The organism is Pedobacter ginsenosidimutans (genome assembly GCF_001442625.1).
Lineage (GTDB): Bacteria > Bacteroidota > Bacteroidia > Sphingobacteriales > Sphingobacteriaceae > Pedobacter > Pedobacter ginsenosidimutans.
Map to the genome: position 1 here is coordinate 199,099 of NZ_LMZQ01000014.1, position 20,682 is coordinate 219,780.

The window sequence follows — 20,682 nt, forward strand, 5'->3', positions numbered from 1 at the left end:
GTTAATTTGTGTTATTAACAGATGTTAATTACTTCTGTTGATAAGCTTTGATACTATTTCTAATTTAGTACCAACCATATTTGAAACCAATGCAGAAAAAATACCTACTAATTCCGCTAATTTTAGCAGGAAGTTTTAGCACATACGCTCAGGTTAGCGCTGTGCAAAACCTCAATAAAAACTATCAAACGGGCTTAGAATTATTAGACAAAGAAAAATACACAGCGGCTGCACAACAGTTTAAACTTGTTGAGCTGCAACGTTATAAACCTTCTACCCAAACGGAGAGCAACGCTGAATTATCTTTACTGAAAGAGAATGCGAAATTTTATGCGGCTGTTTGCGCATTAGAGTTGACCAATAGCGATGCCGAAAGTTTGTTTCAGGCATTTATCCGCGATTATCCATTAAACCCGAACACCAAACTGGCTTATTTCTACGTTGGAAAAACTTATTTTAACCAGAAAAACTATAAAAAAGCTTTAGAATGGTTCGAAAAAACAGATCCTTCTACACTTTCGGGCAAACAAAGAAACGAATACCAGTTTAAACAGGGTTACGCCTATTTCGAACTTAAAGACTACGATAAAGCAGAGCCTTTATTCGAAAAAGTTAAAAAAGAAGAAGGCGATTTCCAGGAAAGTGCCACCTACTACTTTGCTTACATTAATTACTTAAACAAAGAGTATAAAACGGCATTGGCCAACTTCGAAAAGTTAAAGGGCTCTCCCACTTATGAGGCGAGTTATCCATACTACATCACTTCGATGTATTACCTTGACGAGCGTTACGATGATGTAATCAGCTATGCTTTGGCAGCCATTCAAAAAACTAAACAGCAGTTTGAACCAGAAATGTTGAGTTTGGTGGCAGCATCTTACTTTGCAAAATCTGAATTTAAAAATGCCGAAAAGTATTTCTCCGAATATTATGCAAAAGATAAAAGCGAAACCAAAAATAACCTCTTCATTTACCAATATGGGTACTCTTTGTTCCAAAATAAAAAGTATAAGGAGTCGGTTGCCGTTTTAGAAAAACTAAATACCGATGATGTTTACCTTCAAAATGGTATGCATACTTTGGGTAAAGCATTTATTCAATTGGGCGATAAACCAAAAGCGCAGAGTGCTTTTTTCAGGGCATCGCGTTTAAGTTTTGACAAGGGTATACAGGAAGAGGCATGGTTAAATTATGCCAAATTAAGTTACGAACTAGAATTCCATCAGCAGGCGCTAGAGGCCACTCAGGGTTTCTTAAAAACTTTCCCGAAATCGCGTAAAATAAACGAAGCCAAAACTTTGTTAGGAGAGGTTTTATTAACCACCAAAAATTATCAGGCGGCTGTAGATATTTTAGAGCCTATTCCGGATAAAAACCTTGAAGCTAAAGAAGCCTACCAAAAAGTAACCTATTTCCGCGGATTAGAATTTTATAATGAAAGAGCATTCCCGAATGCATTATCGATGTTTTTACGTTCTGAAAAATTTCCTGAAGACAATGAGATCAATGCGTTAAACACTTACTGGAAAGCTGAATCGATGTACGAGCTGCGTAAGTTCGGTGAAGCAGTTACCACTTTTGAGAAATTCTTAAAAATGCCAGATGCTGATAAAACCGGCGTTTACAATTTTGCAAACTACGCTTTGGCTTATGCAGCTTTCGAAGATGAGAAATACAGCAAGGCAGCTACTTATTTCGAAAAATTCCTCGCGGGTAGCGATAAAGACCAAAAAACGATTGATGATGCTACCATCCGCTTAGCCGATTCATATTTCGTAAACAAAAACTATGGTGATGCAATGGCGAATTACAACAAGATCATCAGCCGCAAAACCACTTCAGAAGATTACGCCACTTTCCAGAAAGGAATGATTCAGGGATTGGAAACGCAGTATGATGCGAAAATTGCGACCATGCAGAGCCTGTTGAATACTTTTCCAAATTCTAATTACGCTGATGATGCTGGTTTCGAAACTGCTTATACTTATTTCAACAAAGGCGATTTTGATAAATCTAAATCAGACCTTGTAGCCCTCGTAGCCAAATATCCACGCAGCAGTTATGTGGCAAAAGCTTTGGTAACCATCGGTTTGGTTCAATACAACCAGGATCAGGACGATGCTGCTTTAGAATCGTTTAAAAAAGTAATCCGCGATTATCCTACTGCCGATGAAGCCAAACAGGCAATGGAATCGATCAAGAACATTTATGTAGATCGTGGCGATGCAAATGGTTTTATCGCTTACGCAGCTACTACTCCACTCGGAAATTATTCAGGTTCAGAGCAAGACAATATCGTTTTTGCCGCAGCCAATAACACCTATTTAAAAGGCGATGCCAACGGTGCATTCCAGGCCGTAAATGCTTATTTTGATAAATTCCCTAAGGCCAACCACGAAAAAGAAGCTAAATTTATCAGGGCAGAATCTCTGGTTAAATTAGGTCGTCCGGATGAAGCCATTCCTGATTACGAGTTTATCTTAAACGACTGGACAAGCGATTACACCGAACGTTCTTTGGTGAGCATCTCTCAACTCTTCTTAAACCAGAAGAAATACAACGAGGCCATTGTTTATCTGAAAAGATTAGAAACTACAACCGATTACAAGTCGCACTATAGTTTTGCCATCAACAATTTGTTAAAGGCTTACACCGCTTTAAACATGCCTGATGACATGCTTAAATATGCACAGCTGACCAAAGAATCGGAAAAAGCTTCAGAAGAAGAAAAAAACAGTTCGAGTTTATACTCTGGTAAGGCTTACTTGTTAAAAGGCGATACCACCACAGCCATAAAAGAATTTAAAAATGTAGTGGCTAAAACAAAAACCATTGCTGCTGCCGAAGCAAAATACAATTTAGCTTTATTAGAATACAACAAAGGTGATTTCAAAACTTCATCTAAAACCTGTTTCGATCTGGTTAACAACATGGCCGCTTATGATTACTGGGTAGCAAAGGCGTTTATCCTTTTATCTGATAATTATGTTGCCCTGAAAGACAATTTGCAGGCAAAAAGTACACTTCTCAGTATAATTGATAATTACGAAGGCAAGGATGATATTATCCCTACAGCCAAAGAAAAACTAGAAAAACTAAACCAGAAGAAGTAGCATTATGAAATCAATTAAATATATATATAGTTCACTGTTTTTTTTAGCTGCTGGATTAATGACTGCTCAGGCGCAGGATAAAAAAACTGAGGAAAAAGGGGTTGTAAACGAAGAGATTGAAGTTGTTCGCCCATATAAACCAATTTTGGCGGAGGCTGTAAAGCTAAGAAGAAGCCCGAATTTAGATGATGTTAAAACTTACAAAGCAAAATTAAACTACAGCATTTTGGATAGAAAGCTGGAGTTGAACAGCGATATCCAAAAGCTACAGGCACAAGCCCTGGCCGAAGAAAAAGAAAGCATATTGGTTAACAATTACGTAAAAGGTGCATTCGGGTCGTTGGCCACCCTGTTGGGTGAAGCTTATTTTAACACCGGTAAAGATGAAGGTTTACAGGTTGGTGGATACTTTAAACATTTTAGTCAGGAAGGAAAGCTGAACAAGCAGAATAGCAGTAACCAACAGTTAAGCATTTTTGGCCGTAGTATTTTAGAGCAGAATACCGTTAGTGGCCGCATTAATTTTGAACGTAATGGCACTTATTTTTATGGTATAGATGATACAAGACCTACGCTTAATCCTAACCCGGATAAACAGGCCTTAACCACTATTGAGCTGGAAGGTGAGCTGGTAAAAAACTTTACTGAAGATGAAGATGCTTTTAGTTATGCATTAAAAGCCAATGGCTATATCTGGAATGATAAATTCAGCGCAAAAGAAAACTACCTGAGCTTAAATGGTTATGTAAACAAACGTATTAATTCGTTAAACTTAGGTTTAGCCGCATCAACCGAATTTGGTAATAGCAAAGATGCTTTAACCAGCGTTGGCAATAACCTTTTGCGTTTAAATCCATATATCCGTTTACAGGTCAAAGGGGCTAAAATTACAGCAGGGATTAACTTTGTTCAGGAATTTGGTGCATTCAGCAGTTCTAAAATCTTCCCTGCCGTTACTGCCGATTTCACTTTAATTCCTGATTATTTACAGGTTTTCGGAGAAGTTAAAGGCGATGTAAACAGAAACTCGCTAAAAGGCTTTACCGATGAAAACCCTTGGTTAAACAGCAATATCGTGGTTAGAAACACGGTTGAAAAGTTAAGTTTCAGTGCTGGTATTAAAGGTACCGGTGGCCCGGGTTTTGGTTATAAGGCGCGTGTATATGTAAAACAGTTTGATGATATGCCTTTGTTCATCAACAACTTTACTGATTTTAACAAATTTGATGTGATATACGATTTCGGTAAAACCAAATTAACTGGTTTAGAGGGCGAAATTTCCGTTCAGGTAAGTGACGCATTAAAATGGACAGGTAAATTAAACCTTGATGATTGGAAACCAGCTTCCGAAACTTACTCTTGGTTTAAACCAGGCTTAAAGGTGAGTTCTAATTTTGTGTATACCTACAATAAAAAATTAAGTTTTAATGCTGGGGTAGTAATTCAGGATGATGTTAAGGCAAAAGTGTATACCGGTGCACCTGTTCCTGCTTCACAATATGTGATTCCAAACCCTAATATAGAACTTATTGAAACGGTTAAAGGTTATGTAGATTTAGGTCTTGGTGCAGATTATAGGATCAACAAAAAGTTCTCTGTTTTTGCGAAAGCGAACAATATCTTAAATACTAACTACAGCAAGTATTTGTACTACCAAGTAAACGGATTTAATATTTTCGGAGGATTAACGTATTCGTTTTAAGTGATAAAATCGTAAAATTCATTTTTTAATCTGATGTATGCCTTTAAGTTTAAACTTAAAGGCATATTTTGTTTGTAGGATTAGAGGCGGCCGATCATCATCAAAACAACTTTAAGATAAATTATTTCCAGAAAGAATTATTAATACCTATTATCTTAATTGAACAACATTAATATTGTTGTGATTTCGACTATATTTACTTTAGTTAGCTTAAAATTAAAGCGGAATGAGAATCCCAACAATACATGGATATATTGACAGAAGAATCTTAATTAACTTCACAGCTGACCCAAAGATTGTGAAAGAACTGATTCCCTTTCCTTTTAGACCAAAAGTTTATATGGAAAAAGCCATTGTTGGAATATGCCTAATCAGACTAAAAAATATAAAACCAAAAGGGCTACCAAACTTTATGGGTGTAAATTCTGAAAATGGTGCTCATCGAATTGCAGTTGAATGGGATGAGGACGGTGTAACAAAATCAGGGGTTTATATACCGCGTCGGGATACTTCGCTAAAATTAAATGCGCTAATTGGTGGACGAATATTTCCAGGCAAACACTTTCATGCAAAATTCAACATAGAAGAAGAAAACGGAAATTACCAAATTAGCTTTAAGAGCTCAGATAATACTGAGATATTAATTGATGCTAATGAGACTCCTCTGTTTAACAATAAATCAATTTTTAAAACACTAGAAAATGCGTCAGACTTTTTTGAAAACGGCGACCTTGGATATTCACCGAATAAAGACAAGTTTGATGGCCTGAGATTAAAAGCATACCATTGGAAAGTCAGTCCACTTGAGGTTTTGAAGGTAAAATCAAGTTTTTTTGAAAACGAAGATCTTTTCCCCCGAGGATCGGTGACTTTTGACAATGCACTGCTTATGACAAATGTTGAGCATGAATGGAAAAGCGAAACAAACAAATAACTATAAAACATTATAGGTCCAACAAGAATGAAACAAATATTCATAACCGTCTTAAGCATTTTCACCCTGACCGCTTACGGCCAGGACAAAAATAATTATGTTCATTTCAATAGATTGACAGAAGTTGAAGGAACAGATTATGTAATTGCAAGCGTTGAAAATTGGGGAAAAATGCCTGATGCTAAAAATAAATACCTGCTGTTTATTAACACTAAAAACGGACAAACAAAACAGGTAGATTTCCCGAGTGATGGCTACTTTGAAAAACTTGAACAAGTTAAAATTGACCACCTGGGGATCAATCAAATTATTATTTCTGCCCAAACCATTGATCTTGACGAAAAAAAGGGAATAGACTGGAACGACCCAAAACAGATTATAATCTTATCTACCGATGGACAAAAAAGAACACAGTTAACAGATAACAAACTCTTTGTAAGGACCTGGGTTGTAAATAAACAAACAGGTACCCTTGTGGTTACAGGACACTATGATACAAACAACAACAATAAATACGATAAAACGGATAAAAACGAAATTTCAATTTACGACTTGAAAACCTTGAGATTGGTTAGTAAAATTTAAGGAAGCTCATACCGAATATCTCTGTCATTAGGCTTGAGATTCTGTTTTCTATCCTTTCTTATGAATTTTCAGCATTAATCATTTTCAATCTTGTTTCTACTATAGTTATTTAAACCTATATCCTATCCCAATCCTAAAAGCCTGATTGGTCTGTTTAAAGGAGCCCAAACTATTGCTCACCTTGTATGGGGTTAACCATTGGTAGCTTCCATTGATATCAAATTGTTTTATGTGAATACTGATGCCACCTGTAAAACCTATATTTACCTTATTGCTTACTGTATTTACTAAGGTCGAGTCGATTTGCCTGCTATGGTATAATGTATCACGTGGATCGGCTATTGGGTTTAATCTGGTTATCATTTCAGACTGCTTGCCCACAAAACTAATTACCGGACCTGCCTTAACACTTATATGTTTTGAAAGCCTATAAGTAGCTGTTAAAGGAATATCTACTGTAATCACTTTTCTTGTAGCTGCAATTTTAAACGGCGGTAACGAATCGGGACGGTAATAACTCGGATGTGTAAATTCTCCTGCAATTTTTTGATAGCTATTAACATTTACGCCAACAGAAAGCTGCCATTTTTTACTTAGTGAATAAGCACCCCATATGCCAGCATAAAAACTACTGTTGCCTTTCTGCACATTCATTCCTGTTGTTACTCCATAACTATATGTAGGCAATATAATTTCGCTTTCTTGTTTAATTTTAGCCGTTTTGATTTTGGGTGATCTGACATTTTTTACTTTCAAGACTTTACCTACAGTGGTGCGGTCTGCTTTATTGTTGCTTCCTCTCCTATTGTTATTTATTGAGGATGCACCTCCTGAATAGGCAGGGGCATAGGTTTGTAAAACAGCCCTTTGGTTTAAAATGGAAACAGGTGAAGCACCTTGTTTAAAAAATTCATTTGTTTCCTGATAACTATTCGGTATTAATAACAGATTTTGTCTGTTCATAAATGAACTATCAACATTCCGGCCCTTAGTTTCATGATCATTACCTTTTGAACCAGGCTTTGATGATCTCGAACTTGAATTTTCAAATCGTCCAAAATTATAATGTCTTTGTATACCATCGTGTTTGTTTTTAATAGGAGAAACAGCATTCGGTTTCGCAACAGATGAAATAACGTTTTCATTGTCATTTACACGTTTTACAGCTTCAGCAGAATCATTGTTAACTCCTCTATTTTGCACCACAACATTATCAATTGCATTTCCATTCTGATCAATACTATCCGTGATTATAGTCGTATCGCCCAAATTGCTATAATTTATCACCTTGCTACTATCAACAGCTATTGAATCGAGAATTGCGGGTTTAACTTTCTTTTCTATTTCTTTCTGTTTATTTTTTGATTTCAGAACTGTAAAGTAGCCTACAGTAGAAACCGTAGCAGCTACAGACAATGTATACCCAATTATTTTAAACAGTTTGGCTCCTGTAGATAAATTAGGGCCATGGCCGCCGATGGTACTAATCGGCATCTGCTCATTGAGCAGTTTGTGCATACCCGCCCATGAAGCATCCGCAGCATCCTGAATTGGAAGACTATCGAATTTATTGCGCCAGAGTTTATGATACCATGCTGAATTTCTCATCTTCTTTTTATGTTTTCAGTTGGTTTATCAATTGCTGAGGAAGCTAACATTGTCCTCAACTGTTTCTTTGCTTCAGAGAGGTGCCACCTTGATGTACTCTCGGTAATATTCAAATGTTCTCCAATTTCCTTATGCGAATAGCCATCTATAACTGAAAGGTTAAAAACCAACTGGGTAGCGGTTGGCAACAGGCGTATCAATTTTAGGAGATCTTCTACAAAAAGTTTATCTAACACAGACGGCTGGATAAAGATTTCCTCTATTTCATCTTGGCTGATTGCTTCGTTAAACTTAGCCTCTCTTCGGCCAATATCAATACACGACCTTACCATCACCGTCCTAATCCAGGCACCAAATTCTCCTTTTTTAGCATCGAAAGTATGGATATGCTGAAAAACCTTCAAAAAACCAACACTCAACGCATCATGCGCCAGATCATCTGACTTTAAATAACGAAAACATATCCGCAGCATTTCGGCATAGTAAAGCTTATAGAGACCTTCCTGTGCTTGCCGCTCATTAGCCTTGCAGCCTCTGATTAGTTTAGTATCCTGCTTAAAAAAAAGGTTCATCCATTTGGTTCGGTAAGCGGTTTTTCATGGTGTTATAACAAGGTTACGCAGTGGATATGAAAAACGCTGGGTTAAAATTAATTTATTTTTTATTGATACATTTTATTTTTCGACCAAGCGTTTTCATCACTGGCTTCGTATGATCTTGTAAACCCTGATCAATGCGCCACAATGAAAGCTATAACCGACACAACGAATGGTACAATGAACATTTCCCGTCCGAAAGTGCTAAAAGTGATTTTTATGAAAAAGTAAGGGCTACAGGCAAAAACAATGTTGCCCACTGGCTGCAACAACTATTTTTCAGTTGTCTTGATCCGCTTCTGGATAGAAAAAACCGAAGCTGGCTTACCGTAGGAGATGCGTATGGATTTGATGCGCAATATATCTTAAACTCGGGCAATAAAGCATTGGCAACCGATTTGAATACCGACTTTTTAAATATTGCACTAAAAGAGGGAATTATTAATGCCTGTGCTGCGGAAAATGCAGAAAAGCTATCGCGAGAAGATAATAGCTTTGATTTTGTGCTTTGCAAAGAATCTTACCACCATTTCCCTAGGCCATATGCTGCAATGTACGAGATGATCAGAGTGGCCAGATCGGGTGTCGTAGTGATGGAGCCGCAAGATCCGGTAACAAAAATGCCTTTACTATTAATGCTAAGCAATCTTTTTGCAAAAAACGGGCAATTTATTAACAAACTATGGAAAAACCGTTTTTCATTTGAGCCTGTTGGAAATTTTGTATACAAGGTTTCTGAACGGGAATTTGAAAAACTGGCCGCAGGTTTAGGCCTGCCAATGGTCGGTTTTAAAAAAATAAATCCAAATTATTGGTTTAAAGGAGCAGAATCAATATCAACCGATCAATACAGCAGGCAGTTTTTCTTTATCAAAATGAAGAAGTTTCTTTTTGATACTCTCTTCAAGTTAAGGGTTATGCCCTCACAGGTGTTAACTACAGTCATTTTTAAACAATTACCTGATGAGCACACGATTAATCTGCTTAAGAAAAGCGGTTACTACCTGGTTTACATTCCTCAAAACCCTTATTTAAATTAAACGATACCCAGTCTTATCATTTCACATATATCTAAATAAAACATGAAAATCAACTCAACACCTAAAACCCTTTATTTTTTCTCCATCTTAATGTTACTAGGGTTTTTGATCCTAACTTATTTTTTTTATCCCCGTGTACTATGGAGCGAGTTCTTGGCATCAGCAGCTATTTTTTTGCCAATTGCAGTTGGGATAATTATTTTAGCTATTCTTTTATTTCTGGGCATATACCTGATGATCAAAGGCATAAACCATGGAAAGAAAAAAAAACACGTTAGATATTTATAGTCTTTAAAACGTATCTATTATATGATAATTTAGCTGTATCCTCGATATCCAATCATTACTTATCCCACCAAACCCGTGAGGTAAGTACATCTCCCCCTGCTATTCTGGCTACGGCATCTTTATAGTTTTGAGGATTGTTCAGCACTTCCGTTGATAGGTAGATCATCCTGCGGGGAATAGTGCCATTGGTAACGTTGCCTTTGTAATTTATGGAAATAAGCTTGGGATAATCGCTCCTTTTCCAGTTTAACCAGGCTTCTATGAAATTAAAATCCGTTCCTGTAGTTACCCAGTATTGTGTATTGATTGCGCTTAGTGCATTTTGTGTACTGCTTTCATCAAGTGGATTCTGGTTTACAAATGCAGTGATTTTATTGGCATCAACCGCAGCTAAAGGATCCAGCTGTGCAAGCGATTGGATTGCGCCCGTTAAGCCATTGGTGTAGTGCAGGTTTGCGGTTCCATTTATATTCCACCCTCGCACTTTAGCTTCTGCAAGCAAAAATTCAATTTCAGCGTAACTCAGGATAAAAATTGGTCCGCCTAATTTAAGGTACATCGCGGTGCGTGGTCTGGAATATTTTCCGAGTGGAGCAAAATCACTTCCGCTACCTGTACCGCCTGGATAGTTTGGCGAACGACTGATATCGGTGGTTCCACCCTGCAAATCGTATCCATTTGGCATCCCAACCTGAACAGTTGCATCGGTATTTCCGCTTAAATTCTGATCTGCATTTTTGGCCAATCCATCTTTCGGTACTTCACCTATCACACCCAATCTGGGGTCGTTGGTATTTTTTAACTGATCAATTAATGTTTTACTCCATCGTACTTCCAGATAGTCGGAAAATGTTCTTAAAGCAAGTGATGTACCATTTTGGCTGTTAAAGGAAGAAGCATCGGTTAAAAGAATCGCATTGTCGTTAATACTGGTAAAAGTTTTGCCCGCAGCCTTTTCGGTCCAAATTCTGGCCTTCTCCGGATCTGCTTTCGTTAAGCGCATGGCAATCCTAAGCATTAATGAATAACCAAACTTTTTCCATTTACCGATATCGCCTTTATAAAAAAGATCGGCGGTTGGCCCGGGTTTTTCGACATCCAGTTGTGCGGTAGCCATTTCGAGATCGTTCAGCATTTGTGTATAAATATCTTCCTGACGATCGTAAACCGGATATTTAACACCTTGTATTGCTTTAACAGCCTGCGAATAAGGCACATCACCATAAGTATCGGTAATTCTTTGCAAAATCAATACAAACATCATATCACCTATCGCAATCAGGTTTTTATAGGCAACCGGATCTTTCAATCTGGCCAGTCTTTGCATCTCTCTGATGTAAGAGGCATCAGCATAACCTTCATCAAAAATACGCCCCTGATAATCGGTAAAACTGCCCACATTGATATATTTATCGCCATTGTTGTAATAATAATAGGTTGAGGCAAGCAACTGCATCATGGTACTCTGATACAACAGCTGATAATAACCTAAATTGGCATATTTTAACTGTGCCTGCGCAAGCAAGCTGTTGGGATCATAATTATCTTCTGTAAGTTTGGTTGGATCTGTATTGATTTCGTCCAGCTTTTCCTTAGAACAACTGCCCATTAAAGCCAGTAAAAAAGCACCCAAAACACACAACTTTCTCATGGCCATCTTATTTGAATTTAAAGTTTAAATTGATCCCAAAGCTTCGTGTAGCAGGTAACGAAGCGCCTTCTATCCCCGCATAACCCAATGTAGGCGAAAACTGCGATTCAGGATCTATATTTTTAGTGTATTTAAGCAAGGTAAACAGGTTCCGCGCGACCAGATCTATCCCCACACTGCTAAAAGGTGTTCTTTTTAAAAAACGTTCGCTAAAAGAATAACCTAATGTAGCCTGCCTCAGCTTAATGAAACTGCCATTGAGTACCGATAATGCCGAAATATTGGTGGCCAATTCAGGGTAATAGGCATAAGCGGGAACATTAATCGTGTTCTTTTGTCCATTTTCTAACAGGCCATCGGCCACAATCCCCGTTTCTCTCCCGATCAAAGTGGCTTTATTTAAGCCAAGTACGTAACTGTAATATTCTGTTGCCGATAGGATTTTATTGCCAAAGCGATAATCGATCAAAAACGAAAAACTAAACTGTTTATAGTTAAAACTGTTGGTTATCCCTCCGTATAAAGTAGGCATGGTGCCACCCATTGGAATAAAATTACCCCGCTTAGGTATACCATCCGATCCGACAATGATGTTTCCATTTGCATCCCGTAAATAATCGTAGGCCATAATCTGCGTAATCGGTTTACCAACCACCAGCGCAGTATTGGCATTTAGCGGCCGATAGGTGCCTGTAAGGGTGTAATTACTGTTGCCATCGATAGAAAGCAAGGTATTCTTTACCTTGGTCATATTAAAGTTAACTTGCCATTTGCCCCTTGTTGTAAGCAATGGCGTATAGCCTAAAGCCAGTTCTATCCCTGCATTCCGGGTCTCGCCAAGGTTAACATAGGCGGAGGTAAAACCTGTGGTAACCGATTGTTTTGCATTAATAATTTCGTTGTGGGTAATGCGGTTGAAATAGGTAAAATCGATATCCAGCCGACTGTTAAAAAATTTAAGATCGAGACCTGCCTCTATTTCATTTAGCGTAAATGGTTTTAAATTGTAATTTGGTAAATCGCTGGAAAAACCACCCACAGGAACACCATTTACCTGATTATCTACGGTATAATAGATTTGCGTGGTATATGGAACGATGGGCTCGCCACTTGTTTTGGCAAAATCCAACCGCAATTTACCGAAATCGAGGCCTTTCAAATTCAGCAGATCTGAAAAAATAAAACTGCCCGATACCCCAGGCACAAATATGCCCCGATTGTTAGCAGGCAAGGTAGAATAGATATCATAACGGCCGGTAACGGAGAAGTTAAGATAACGCTCATAGCTGAGATCGGCAGTGTAATAAGCCGATTCGGTTACAATTCTGGATATGGCCAGTGTTTTGGTACTGGTAATCAGATTTTCTGGCACATACAGATACGGCACTTTAAACTGCGATCCTTTCAGTTTTTCGGTATTGCCCTTTCTTTCGCGATAATTTGCGCCCATTGAAAATTCGAGGTTCAATTTATCGCTCAGGTTTCTGGTCGCACTGAACAAAATATCGCTATTGAGTTCTGATGTACGGTTTTGATCATAGGCATTCATACCACCCTGTCTGTTAATGGAAAATGCAGTCCCTGTAGGTAAAATACTCACTACTTCATCTTTACTCGAATCGTAGCCAATTCTGCCCTGCAGTGATGCCCAGCTGGCCAACTTATATTTTAATACCGCTGATGTGATATAGCGATTTCTATTGGCATAATCAGCCTGTTTGTTCATTAAAAAATATGGATTGGTTTTATATTCATCTGCATTCCACCTCGTTTCGAAACCTGTTCCGGTATCAAAACCAGGGGCTAAGATCGATTGATCTAAACTGGTAGCCAAAGCTGATATCCCATAATTTGCATTTAAAGGGCCATCGCTGAGGTAGCTTTTGTTTTTGTTCCTTTCGTAAATGTAATTACCGGTAAAGCTCAGCGATATTTTAGAACTTAGTGCTACTGTACCATAAAAATTTAACGTTTTACGGTTTAACGCACCATTGCTTAAAACAGAATTGTAATCTAAATTGGAAACCGAAACACGATAGTTATTATTGGTATTTCCACCAACCAGCGACAGCGTATTAATGAAGGCCGGAGCAGTGCGATAAAAAGTCTGGATGTTATTCTTAACTGGAGCATAAGGGCGCATAGAGCCATCTACCTGAGGGCTTAATTTGCCATCCATAAGTTCTCCCCAGCTCAACAACCCCGTGGTAATCGCATTGTACAGATCGGCAGGACGTTTATTTTGGGTACCCTGACCGTACAGATATTGAAAATCAGTAGAATTAACCGGAACATCGAAGGCCAGGTTTGCGTTGTATTCCAGCTTTGGTTCGGTATTTTCTCCACCGCTTTTCAGATTGATGAGGATCACACCATTTGCAGCCCTTGCGCCATATAAAGCCGAAGCAGCCGAACCTTTCAATATCGTAATGGTTTCAATATCATCCGGATTGATGTTACTAATTCCATCGCCATAATCGGCCCCGCCATATTCATTTGCACTTCCACGAATACTGTTATCAATAGGGACACCATTTACGATAAATAACGGAGAGGCAGCAGTCATACTAGAAACACCACGGATGAGTATACGTGCCGCAGATCCTGGGCCACCGTTTACACCGGTAATGTTAAGTCCGGCTACTCTACCCTGTAGCGCCATAATCATATTGCTTTCTCTTGCCTTGGTGATGGAAGAACCTTTAATGGTAGTTAAGGCATAGCCAACTTTATGATTGTCTTTTTCAATACCCAAAGCCGTAATTACTACCTCTTTTAAAAAGCGGACACTATCAGAACCCATTTTTCCTTCGGTATTTTTTCTGATTACGATTAAATTATTCGGCAAAAGAGAATAGGTATAACCGCTATTAATCAGCAATTGATCGATCACCTTTATGGCTTCTTCATCTTCTACCTTGATGGATACCTGATGTTGAGGGATTTTAGATTCACTGTAGGCGAAATGATAAACAGTTTGTTGCTGTATGGCTTCTACAACCTGCTCAAAATTTGCCCCATTAAAATTTAAGGTAACTTTAGTTTGTGCATTGGCGCATAGCGGAAAAATCAATCCAATTAACAATATGATTCTCTGCGCACAATTCATGGCTACAAATATACATTGCTTAACTGTTTGTGCTAACGGTAGATATAGACATTTTTACCCTTTATCGAATAATTGAAATTTTCGATCAGTTTTAGCACATTTAAAGCCTCTGTAATGGTTTCTTTATCTACACGTCCGGTAAATTTAACCGTTTTAAGATCAGCTTCTTTAAAGGTTATTTTTACATCGTACCATCGCTCAAAAAGCTTGGCAATTTCATCAAAACGGCTGTTTTTATAGATGAGTTCGTGGTTTGTCCATGCGGTTTCCAATACCCGACCTGTCTCCATTCCACTAAAATGGGTGAGCTGGCTTAAATTTGGCTTGCCACCGGCCAGGGTAAACTTATCGTTTGGCTTTAAGATAAAAGTTTGTTTGTTATTATTTTTAAGTGAGATAGCAACGCTTCCCCTGATTAAGGTGGTTTCGGTAAAAGCATCGTTCTGGTAAGCCTTAACGTCAAACGCTGTGCCCAGAACTTTTACGTCCAATTGCTCCGTGTGTACAATAAAGGGGTGTTTAGGATCTTTTTTAACATCAAAAAATGCCTCACCAGATAAGTAAACATCCCTGGTATCAGCAGTAAAATGATCCGGGTATTTTAAGCTGCTCCCCGAATTCATTTTTACAGTAGAGCCATCGGCCAGTACAATGGTTTTCACCTCTGCGGCTTTGGTTAGCGCCCGAGTTAGTACCAACTGATCTGCTTTATTGAAGAAAACGGCTTCTCTGTTATACACCAAAACGCCAGCCAAAACAATAGCTGCAACGGCAGCAATTTTTAGCCAGACACCGTAGCTTTTGCTGTTGGTAACCTTTAAACTGGGTTCATCAGGAACCTGGATCTGGGCGCTGATCCGATCAAAAACTAGATCGATATTTTCTTCTTCAGCGGTTTCAGATTCAAAATAGGTCTGTAGCTGTTTATATTCTGTTCTAAGCGCTTCATTATCGGCTAAAATCGATTCCAGTTCAACAGATTCATCCGACGAAATTTCTCCGGCCAATTGTTTTCCAAGCAATTCTGTAAATCTTTGATCTGTCATTTTTTTCCGCCCTTTATGATATGTTCCTTTTTCTGTTAAAATTGCCTACAAGAAATAAAAAAAAGATAAGGTACCCACTAAGATAATCAGGGAGATTATTTTTCCAAGCTTTTTTTCATCAGATCCTTTGTCTTGTAAAGGTTGTAATATTAAGCGGAGTTTTGCAATGGCCCTGAACAACTGGGTCTGCACCGTTCGGGGTGAAATGTTCAACAGTTCTGCCACTTCCTTATATTTCATTCCACTTTCCTTGATCAACCTAAAGACTGTAGCTGCCTGAGGTGCCAAACCAGCAATGGCAAAATCAAGTTGCCGGTGCAGTTCTTTGGTTTCCATAATATATTCCGGCGTTTGTGCTGTTACCGAAACATCCTCTTCTGCATCAACTAAATCGATAAACGTAATTGAAGAATTTTTTTTGAGGTATTTAAGTGATTGATTTTTTACAGCGATAAAAAAATAACTTTCGGGATTTAATACATGGGTACTTGTTGCGCGGTTTTCCCAGCATTTAACAAATAACTCGGTAACCAGGTCTTCTGCAGCCTGTTTATCAACCACATAGTAAATAGAAAATTTGATTAACCTACTGTACAGAAAGCGGTAAAGTTGCTCAAAAGATTTTATATCATCCTCGAGGCAAATCTTATTCCATAAAACGACTAGATCTGGCTTAGCTGCTTTCAACTTGGTTAGTTTGGTGAATCAAATGTAAGGTAATAAAAAATATTTCATAAAAAAATCTTCCCGCTGTAGGCAATTTAACAAAAAAAGGACTCTTCATTCGGTGCCATAATAAGGCGCAAGCCATTTATAGATCTATTGAAGCAGAAAACAATGAATAAAAACAAATATGTGATGGGCATTGATATCGGGGGTTCGCACATTACAGCTGCCGTACTCGATATGCAGCAGCGGAACATTCTTAAAAATTCCTACACGCGCGAACGTGTCGACTCTCATGGCTCAACAAAAAAGATTATCCACACCTGGTGCAGTGCAATTAAAGCAGCTTATCAAAAAGTTGATATCGAAATGGGCCGTTTAGGTATTGCCATGCCGGGCCCTTTCGATTATGATAACGGCATCTCCTATATCGCGGGCAACGATAAATATGCAGCTTTTTATGGCCTAAACGTAAAAGATATGCTGGCCAGTGAACTGCAGATCGACCGCGATCAGATTTTGATGAGTAACGATGCTTCGTGCTTTTTGGCCGGAGAAGTATTTGCAGGTGAAGCACGTGCCTATCAGCATCTGATTGGTATTACATTGGGAACAGGCCTGGGAAGTGCGGTTTATCATGAGGGGAAAGTTGACGATGCCAATTTATGGTGTGCTCCTTTTTTAGATGGCATAACAGAAGATCATCTTTCCACGCGATGGTTTTTAAAACGCTATTATGAACTCACAGGATTAAACATCCTAAATGTTCGCGAATTGACCATGCTTTATGATGAGAATCAGACAGTACGGAAAATATTTGCTGAGTTTAGCCATAACCTTGGGCTTTTCCTCAAAAAATTTCAACAGGATCATACGGCAGAGGCGATTGTGATCGGTGGTAATATAGCCAACGCCTCCAACCGTTTTATTCCAGGTGTGGTTAAATATCTCCATTCGCAGGACATCACTTTACCGATACATATTTCTGAATTGAATGAAGATGCGGCCTTGGTTGGAGCTGCGGGTTGCTGGGCTACGCAGACATTTAAAACGATCGAAAAAATCTAACAAAAAATTATTTAAAAATAATTCAATTCCCTTGTAGGCAATTTATGTAAGCAAAATGCTCTTAACTATAAAACCGGACGGATGGAAATCCTGAAGGCGGCAAACAATTAACCAAATACTTATTCAAAATTATTCATAATGAATATGAAAAAATCTTTACAGCTAACGTGCTTATTGCTCTATGCATCCACAGGCTTGTATGCAGCTGCACCAATCGAACATTTTAATCGTGCAGTTTCTTTCCATGCTGTTTATCAGGATGTGATTAAAGGAACCGTAAAAGATGAAACCGGCGCTACCTTACCGGGTGTAACCATTATTATAAAAGGCGCACAGGGCGGCACCCAAACCAATACTTCAGGCCAATATAGTATAACGGCTAAAACGGGTGATGTTTTGGTGTTTTCGTTTATCGGCTACCAGAGCAAAGAAGTTACTGTGGGTACGCAAAGTACCATTGATCTAACTTTAACCCCTGATTCTAAAAATCTCGAAACCGTAGTGGTAACTGCCTTAGGGGTAAAAAGATCAGAAAAATCCTTAACCTATAATACACAACAGGTATCGGGCGATGAATTGTCAAAAGTAAAAAGCCCCAACTTAATGAACTCCCTGAACGGTAAAGTTGCAGGTTTAACCATTAGTCCAAGTGCATCGGGTGTTGGTGGTTCGGCAAAGGTAATTTTGAGAGGAAGCCGTTCGGTAAGCGGTAACAATCAACCTTTATATGTAATAGATGGGGTACCAATCAGTAATAATGGTAATGCCAATGGCCAGCAGAACAGTGTATTTGGTGGCGGTCAGGATGGTGGCGATGGTATTTCTAACCTTAATCCTGATGATATTGCAAGCATTACTGTTTTAGAAGGCGCATCAGCAGCTGCCCTTTACGGTAGCCAGGCACAGAACGGTGTAATTTTAATTACCACCAAACAGGGTAAAGCAGGTAAAGCCGAAATTGGTTTTTCATCCGGTGTAACCATTGATAATATTGCTTACGAGCCAAAGTTCCAAAACAGTTACGGACCTGCATCTACCATAATAAGAGATAGCTGGGGCGGCGGAATCAGCAATACGACAGATAATTTAAAAGATTTTTTCAAAACGGGGATTAATACCTCGAATGCGATAAATCTTTCGGGCGGATCTGAAATAGCTCAAACCTATTTTTCCTATTCAAACACCTATGCCAGTGGTATTCAACCAGGCAATAAGTTAAACCGGAACAACTTAAACCTGCGCGAAACAGCTAAATTTTTCGATAATAAATTAACGGTAGATGGAAGTGTGAACTACATTAATCAACGCATCAACAACAGCCCACCTTTAGGTTTATATTTAAATCCGTTATTGGGTTTGTATCTTTTCCCCAGAGGTGTTGACATTACTCCTTATAAAGATCAGTATTTATTGGCTGGCAATACAGGTGCTGCACGCCAAAACTGGTTAGGCGGTCCGGCCGATATTAACCAAAACCCATGGTGGTTGACCAATTTAAACCCAAATACATCTGTTCGTAACCGTTTCTTATTGAGCGGAAGCGTTAAATATGATGTTGCGCCATGGTTAAATGTACAGGTTAGGGGAAATATGGACCGTACTACGGATGATTATGAAAACCGGAGGTACTCGGGTATTGCGACCAATTTCAACTCTACCGGAACAGGTTATTTTGCACAGAGCAATCAAACCTATGTTCAGAAATATGTTGATGCGATTGCCAACATTACCATTCCAATGACCGGTTCTGATTTTAAAGTGAATGGATTGATCGGTGGAAGCATTAACGACCAGAAAACTTCAGGTTTATCTTTAGGTGGCAACCTTTCGGCCGTTGATTTCTTCTCGCCTGCTAACACCATCGTTGCCCTTCCAGGTACCTTTAGCGGAAATACCTTAAGCAATGTAGTTCCCATTGTTCCTAATCACAGCCAGCTACAGGCCGTATTTGGTAACGCCAACATTTCTTATAAAGACTGGGCTTTCTTAACCGTAACAGGTAGAAACGATTGGTCTTCTAACCTATCGTATACACCAAACGATTCTTATTTTTATCCTTCGGTTGGTTTATCATTTATTGTTTCGCAGATGTTCAAACTTCCTGAGGCCATTACCTATGCCAAATTAAGAGGAACTTATGCAGAAGTTGGAAATACCGTACCGCCATATCTCACTTTTATTCAAAACACCTTAAAATCAGATGGTGCATTAAATTTCAACACCAATGCTGCTTTCAGAGAGTTAAAACCTGAAAGAACAAAATCGTTCGAGGTAGGTACCGATTTACGTTTCCTGGCAAACAGGATCAATTTCAGCTTTACTTATTATAAAACCAATACCAAAAACCAGTATATCCCTGTAGTTGCACCTCCTTCTTCATTGGTATCAACAGGATACCTGAATGCAGGTAATGTAGAGAACAAAGGTTTCCAGTTTATTTTAGGTGCTGATGTTATTAAAGGCGACGGACTGAACTGGAACACTTCAATAAACGGTTCGTTAAACAGAAATAAAATTATTGATATCGCTTCAGCTGATAAAATTAACAGTGTAGATTTAACAGGCGCTGGCAATACTTCTTATATTTCGAGGTTAAAAGTGGGTGGTTCTTATGGCGATATTTATAGCTATACTTTACAAAGAGATGCACAGAACCGTATCATATTAGGTGGAGACGGCACAACAGCTTCGCCATATACACCGCTAAAAAGTAAAGAATTTAACTATGTAGGCAATCCTAACCCAAAATTCCAATTGGGCTGGAACAACAGTTTCAATTACAAAGATTTTAGCTTAAGCTTCTTGGTTGACGGTAAATTTGGCGGTCAGGTATTATCGCTTACAGAAGCTTTAATGGACGAAGCAGGTGTATCTGAAGCAACTGGTAATGCCAGGGCCCAGGGCGGCGTTAAAATTGATGGTGTAGATACAAAAGGTAATGCAGTATCAACAACCGTTAATCCACAAGCATACTATTCATTTGTTGGGGGCAGATCGGGCGTATCAGGCGAATATATCTATAGCGCTACAGTAGTACGTTTAAGAGAAGCTGCTTTAGGTTATACCCTTCCCTTAACTGGTAAAACGTTTAAAAGTGTTAAATTTTCGGTTACCGGCAGAAACCTGTTTTATTTCTATAAAAAGGCGCCTTTCGATCCGGAAATCACCATGTCTACCGGGAACGGTTTATCTGGTGTAGATGTTTTTAACCAACCTGCAACACGCAGTTTAGGCTTCAATCTAAATTTATCATTTTAATTCTATTCAAAAAACAAC

13 protein-coding genes are annotated in these 20,682 nt (G+C 38.6%); 7 read left to right on the top strand and 6 right to left on the bottom strand.

Going from position 1 to position 20,682, the window contains the following annotated elements:
* Nucleotides 1-89 precede the first annotated feature (89 nt).
* The 4 genes from ASU31_RS18060 to ASU31_RS18075 all read left to right on the top strand — a co-directional run bounded on the left by ASU31_RS18060 (nt 90) and on the right by ASU31_RS18075 (nt 6,334).
* Entirely contained in the window at nt 90-3,113 is a 3,024-nt protein-coding gene (locus tag ASU31_RS18060) for a tetratricopeptide repeat protein (protein WP_057933672.1), read from the top strand.
* 4 nt (nt 3,114-3,117) lie between these two features.
* Nucleotides 3,118-4,815 (top strand): porin family protein, encoded by a 1,698-nt coding sequence (locus ASU31_RS18065; RefSeq protein WP_057933673.1) that lies wholly within the window; start codon nt 3,118-3,120, stop codon nt 4,813-4,815.
* Between the two features lie 226 nt (nt 4,816-5,041).
* Nucleotides 5,042-5,749, top strand: coding sequence for a DUF2071 domain-containing protein (locus ASU31_RS18070; RefSeq protein WP_057933674.1), 708 nt, complete (start codon nt 5,042-5,044; stop codon nt 5,747-5,749).
* A gap of 27 nt (nt 5,750-5,776) precedes the next feature.
* Complete coding sequence (locus tag ASU31_RS18075) at nt 5,777-6,334, top strand: hypothetical protein (protein ID WP_057933675.1); 558 nt, start codon at nt 5,777-5,779, stop codon at nt 6,332-6,334.
* Between the two features lie 105 nt (nt 6,335-6,439).
* On the opposite strand, the gene ASU31_RS18080 is transcribed toward ASU31_RS18075, so the two are convergent.
* Together ASU31_RS18080 and ASU31_RS18085 are read right to left on the bottom strand one after the other, a co-directional pair.
* On the bottom strand, nt 6,440-7,942 hold the full coding sequence (locus tag ASU31_RS18080; protein WP_057933676.1) for a hypothetical protein: 1,503 nt from the start codon (nt 7,940-7,942) through the stop codon (nt 6,440-6,442).
* Nucleotides 7,939-8,514, bottom strand: a complete 576-nt coding sequence (locus tag ASU31_RS18085; RefSeq protein WP_057933677.1) for an RNA polymerase sigma factor — start codon at nt 8,512-8,514, stop codon at nt 7,939-7,941. The genes ASU31_RS18080 and ASU31_RS18085 overlap by 4 nt, the downstream gene beginning before the upstream one ends.
* A 161-nt stretch (nt 8,515-8,675) precedes the next feature.
* Here ASU31_RS18085 and ASU31_RS18090 point away from each other — a divergent pair, with 161 nt between their 5' ends.
* Nucleotides 8,676-9,578 carry a class I SAM-dependent methyltransferase gene (locus ASU31_RS18090; RefSeq protein ID WP_057933678.1) on the top strand — a complete coding sequence of 301 codons (903 nt, stop codon included), beginning with the start codon at nt 8,676-8,678 and terminating at the stop codon, nt 9,576-9,578.
* 343 nt (nt 9,579-9,921) lie between these two features.
* On the opposite strand, the gene ASU31_RS18100 is transcribed toward ASU31_RS18090, so the two are convergent.
* The 4 genes from ASU31_RS18100 to ASU31_RS18115 are packed head-to-tail and all read right to left on the bottom strand — an operon-like array spanning nt 9,922 to nt 16,359.
* Nucleotides 9,922-11,517, bottom strand: coding sequence for a SusD/RagB family nutrient-binding outer membrane lipoprotein (locus ASU31_RS18100; protein WP_057933708.1), 1,596 nt, complete (start codon nt 11,515-11,517; stop codon nt 9,922-9,924).
* Nucleotides 11,518-11,524: 7 nt separating this feature from the next.
* Nucleotides 11,525-14,626 carry a SusC/RagA family TonB-linked outer membrane protein gene (locus ASU31_RS18105; protein WP_057933680.1) on the bottom strand — a complete coding sequence of 1,034 codons (3,102 nt, stop codon included), beginning with the start codon at nt 14,624-14,626 and terminating at the stop codon, nt 11,525-11,527.
* 32 nt (nt 14,627-14,658) lie between these two features.
* Nucleotides 14,659-15,672 carry a FecR domain-containing protein gene (locus ASU31_RS18110; protein WP_057933681.1) on the bottom strand — a complete coding sequence of 338 codons (1,014 nt, stop codon included), beginning with the start codon at nt 15,670-15,672 and terminating at the stop codon, nt 14,659-14,661.
* Between the two features lie 45 nt (nt 15,673-15,717).
* Entirely contained in the window at nt 15,718-16,359 is a 642-nt protein-coding gene (locus tag ASU31_RS18115) for an RNA polymerase sigma-70 factor (RefSeq protein ID WP_057933682.1), read from the bottom strand.
* Nucleotides 16,360-16,509: 150 nt separating this feature from the next.
* Here ASU31_RS18115 and ASU31_RS18120 point away from each other — a divergent pair, with 150 nt between their 5' ends.
* Both ASU31_RS18120 and ASU31_RS18125 read left to right on the top strand, forming a co-directional pair.
* The gene (locus ASU31_RS18120; RefSeq protein ID WP_057933683.1) at nt 16,510-17,406 is read left to right on the top strand and encodes an ROK family protein; all 897 of its coding nucleotides are present in this window, start codon (nt 16,510-16,512) and stop codon (nt 17,404-17,406) included.
* 144 nt (nt 17,407-17,550) lie between these two features.
* A complete protein-coding gene (locus ASU31_RS18125) occupies nt 17,551-20,664 on the top strand; it encodes a SusC/RagA family TonB-linked outer membrane protein (RefSeq protein ID WP_057933684.1) in 3,114 nt (1,037 codons plus the stop codon).
* Nucleotides 20,665-20,682: the final 18 nt, after the last annotated feature.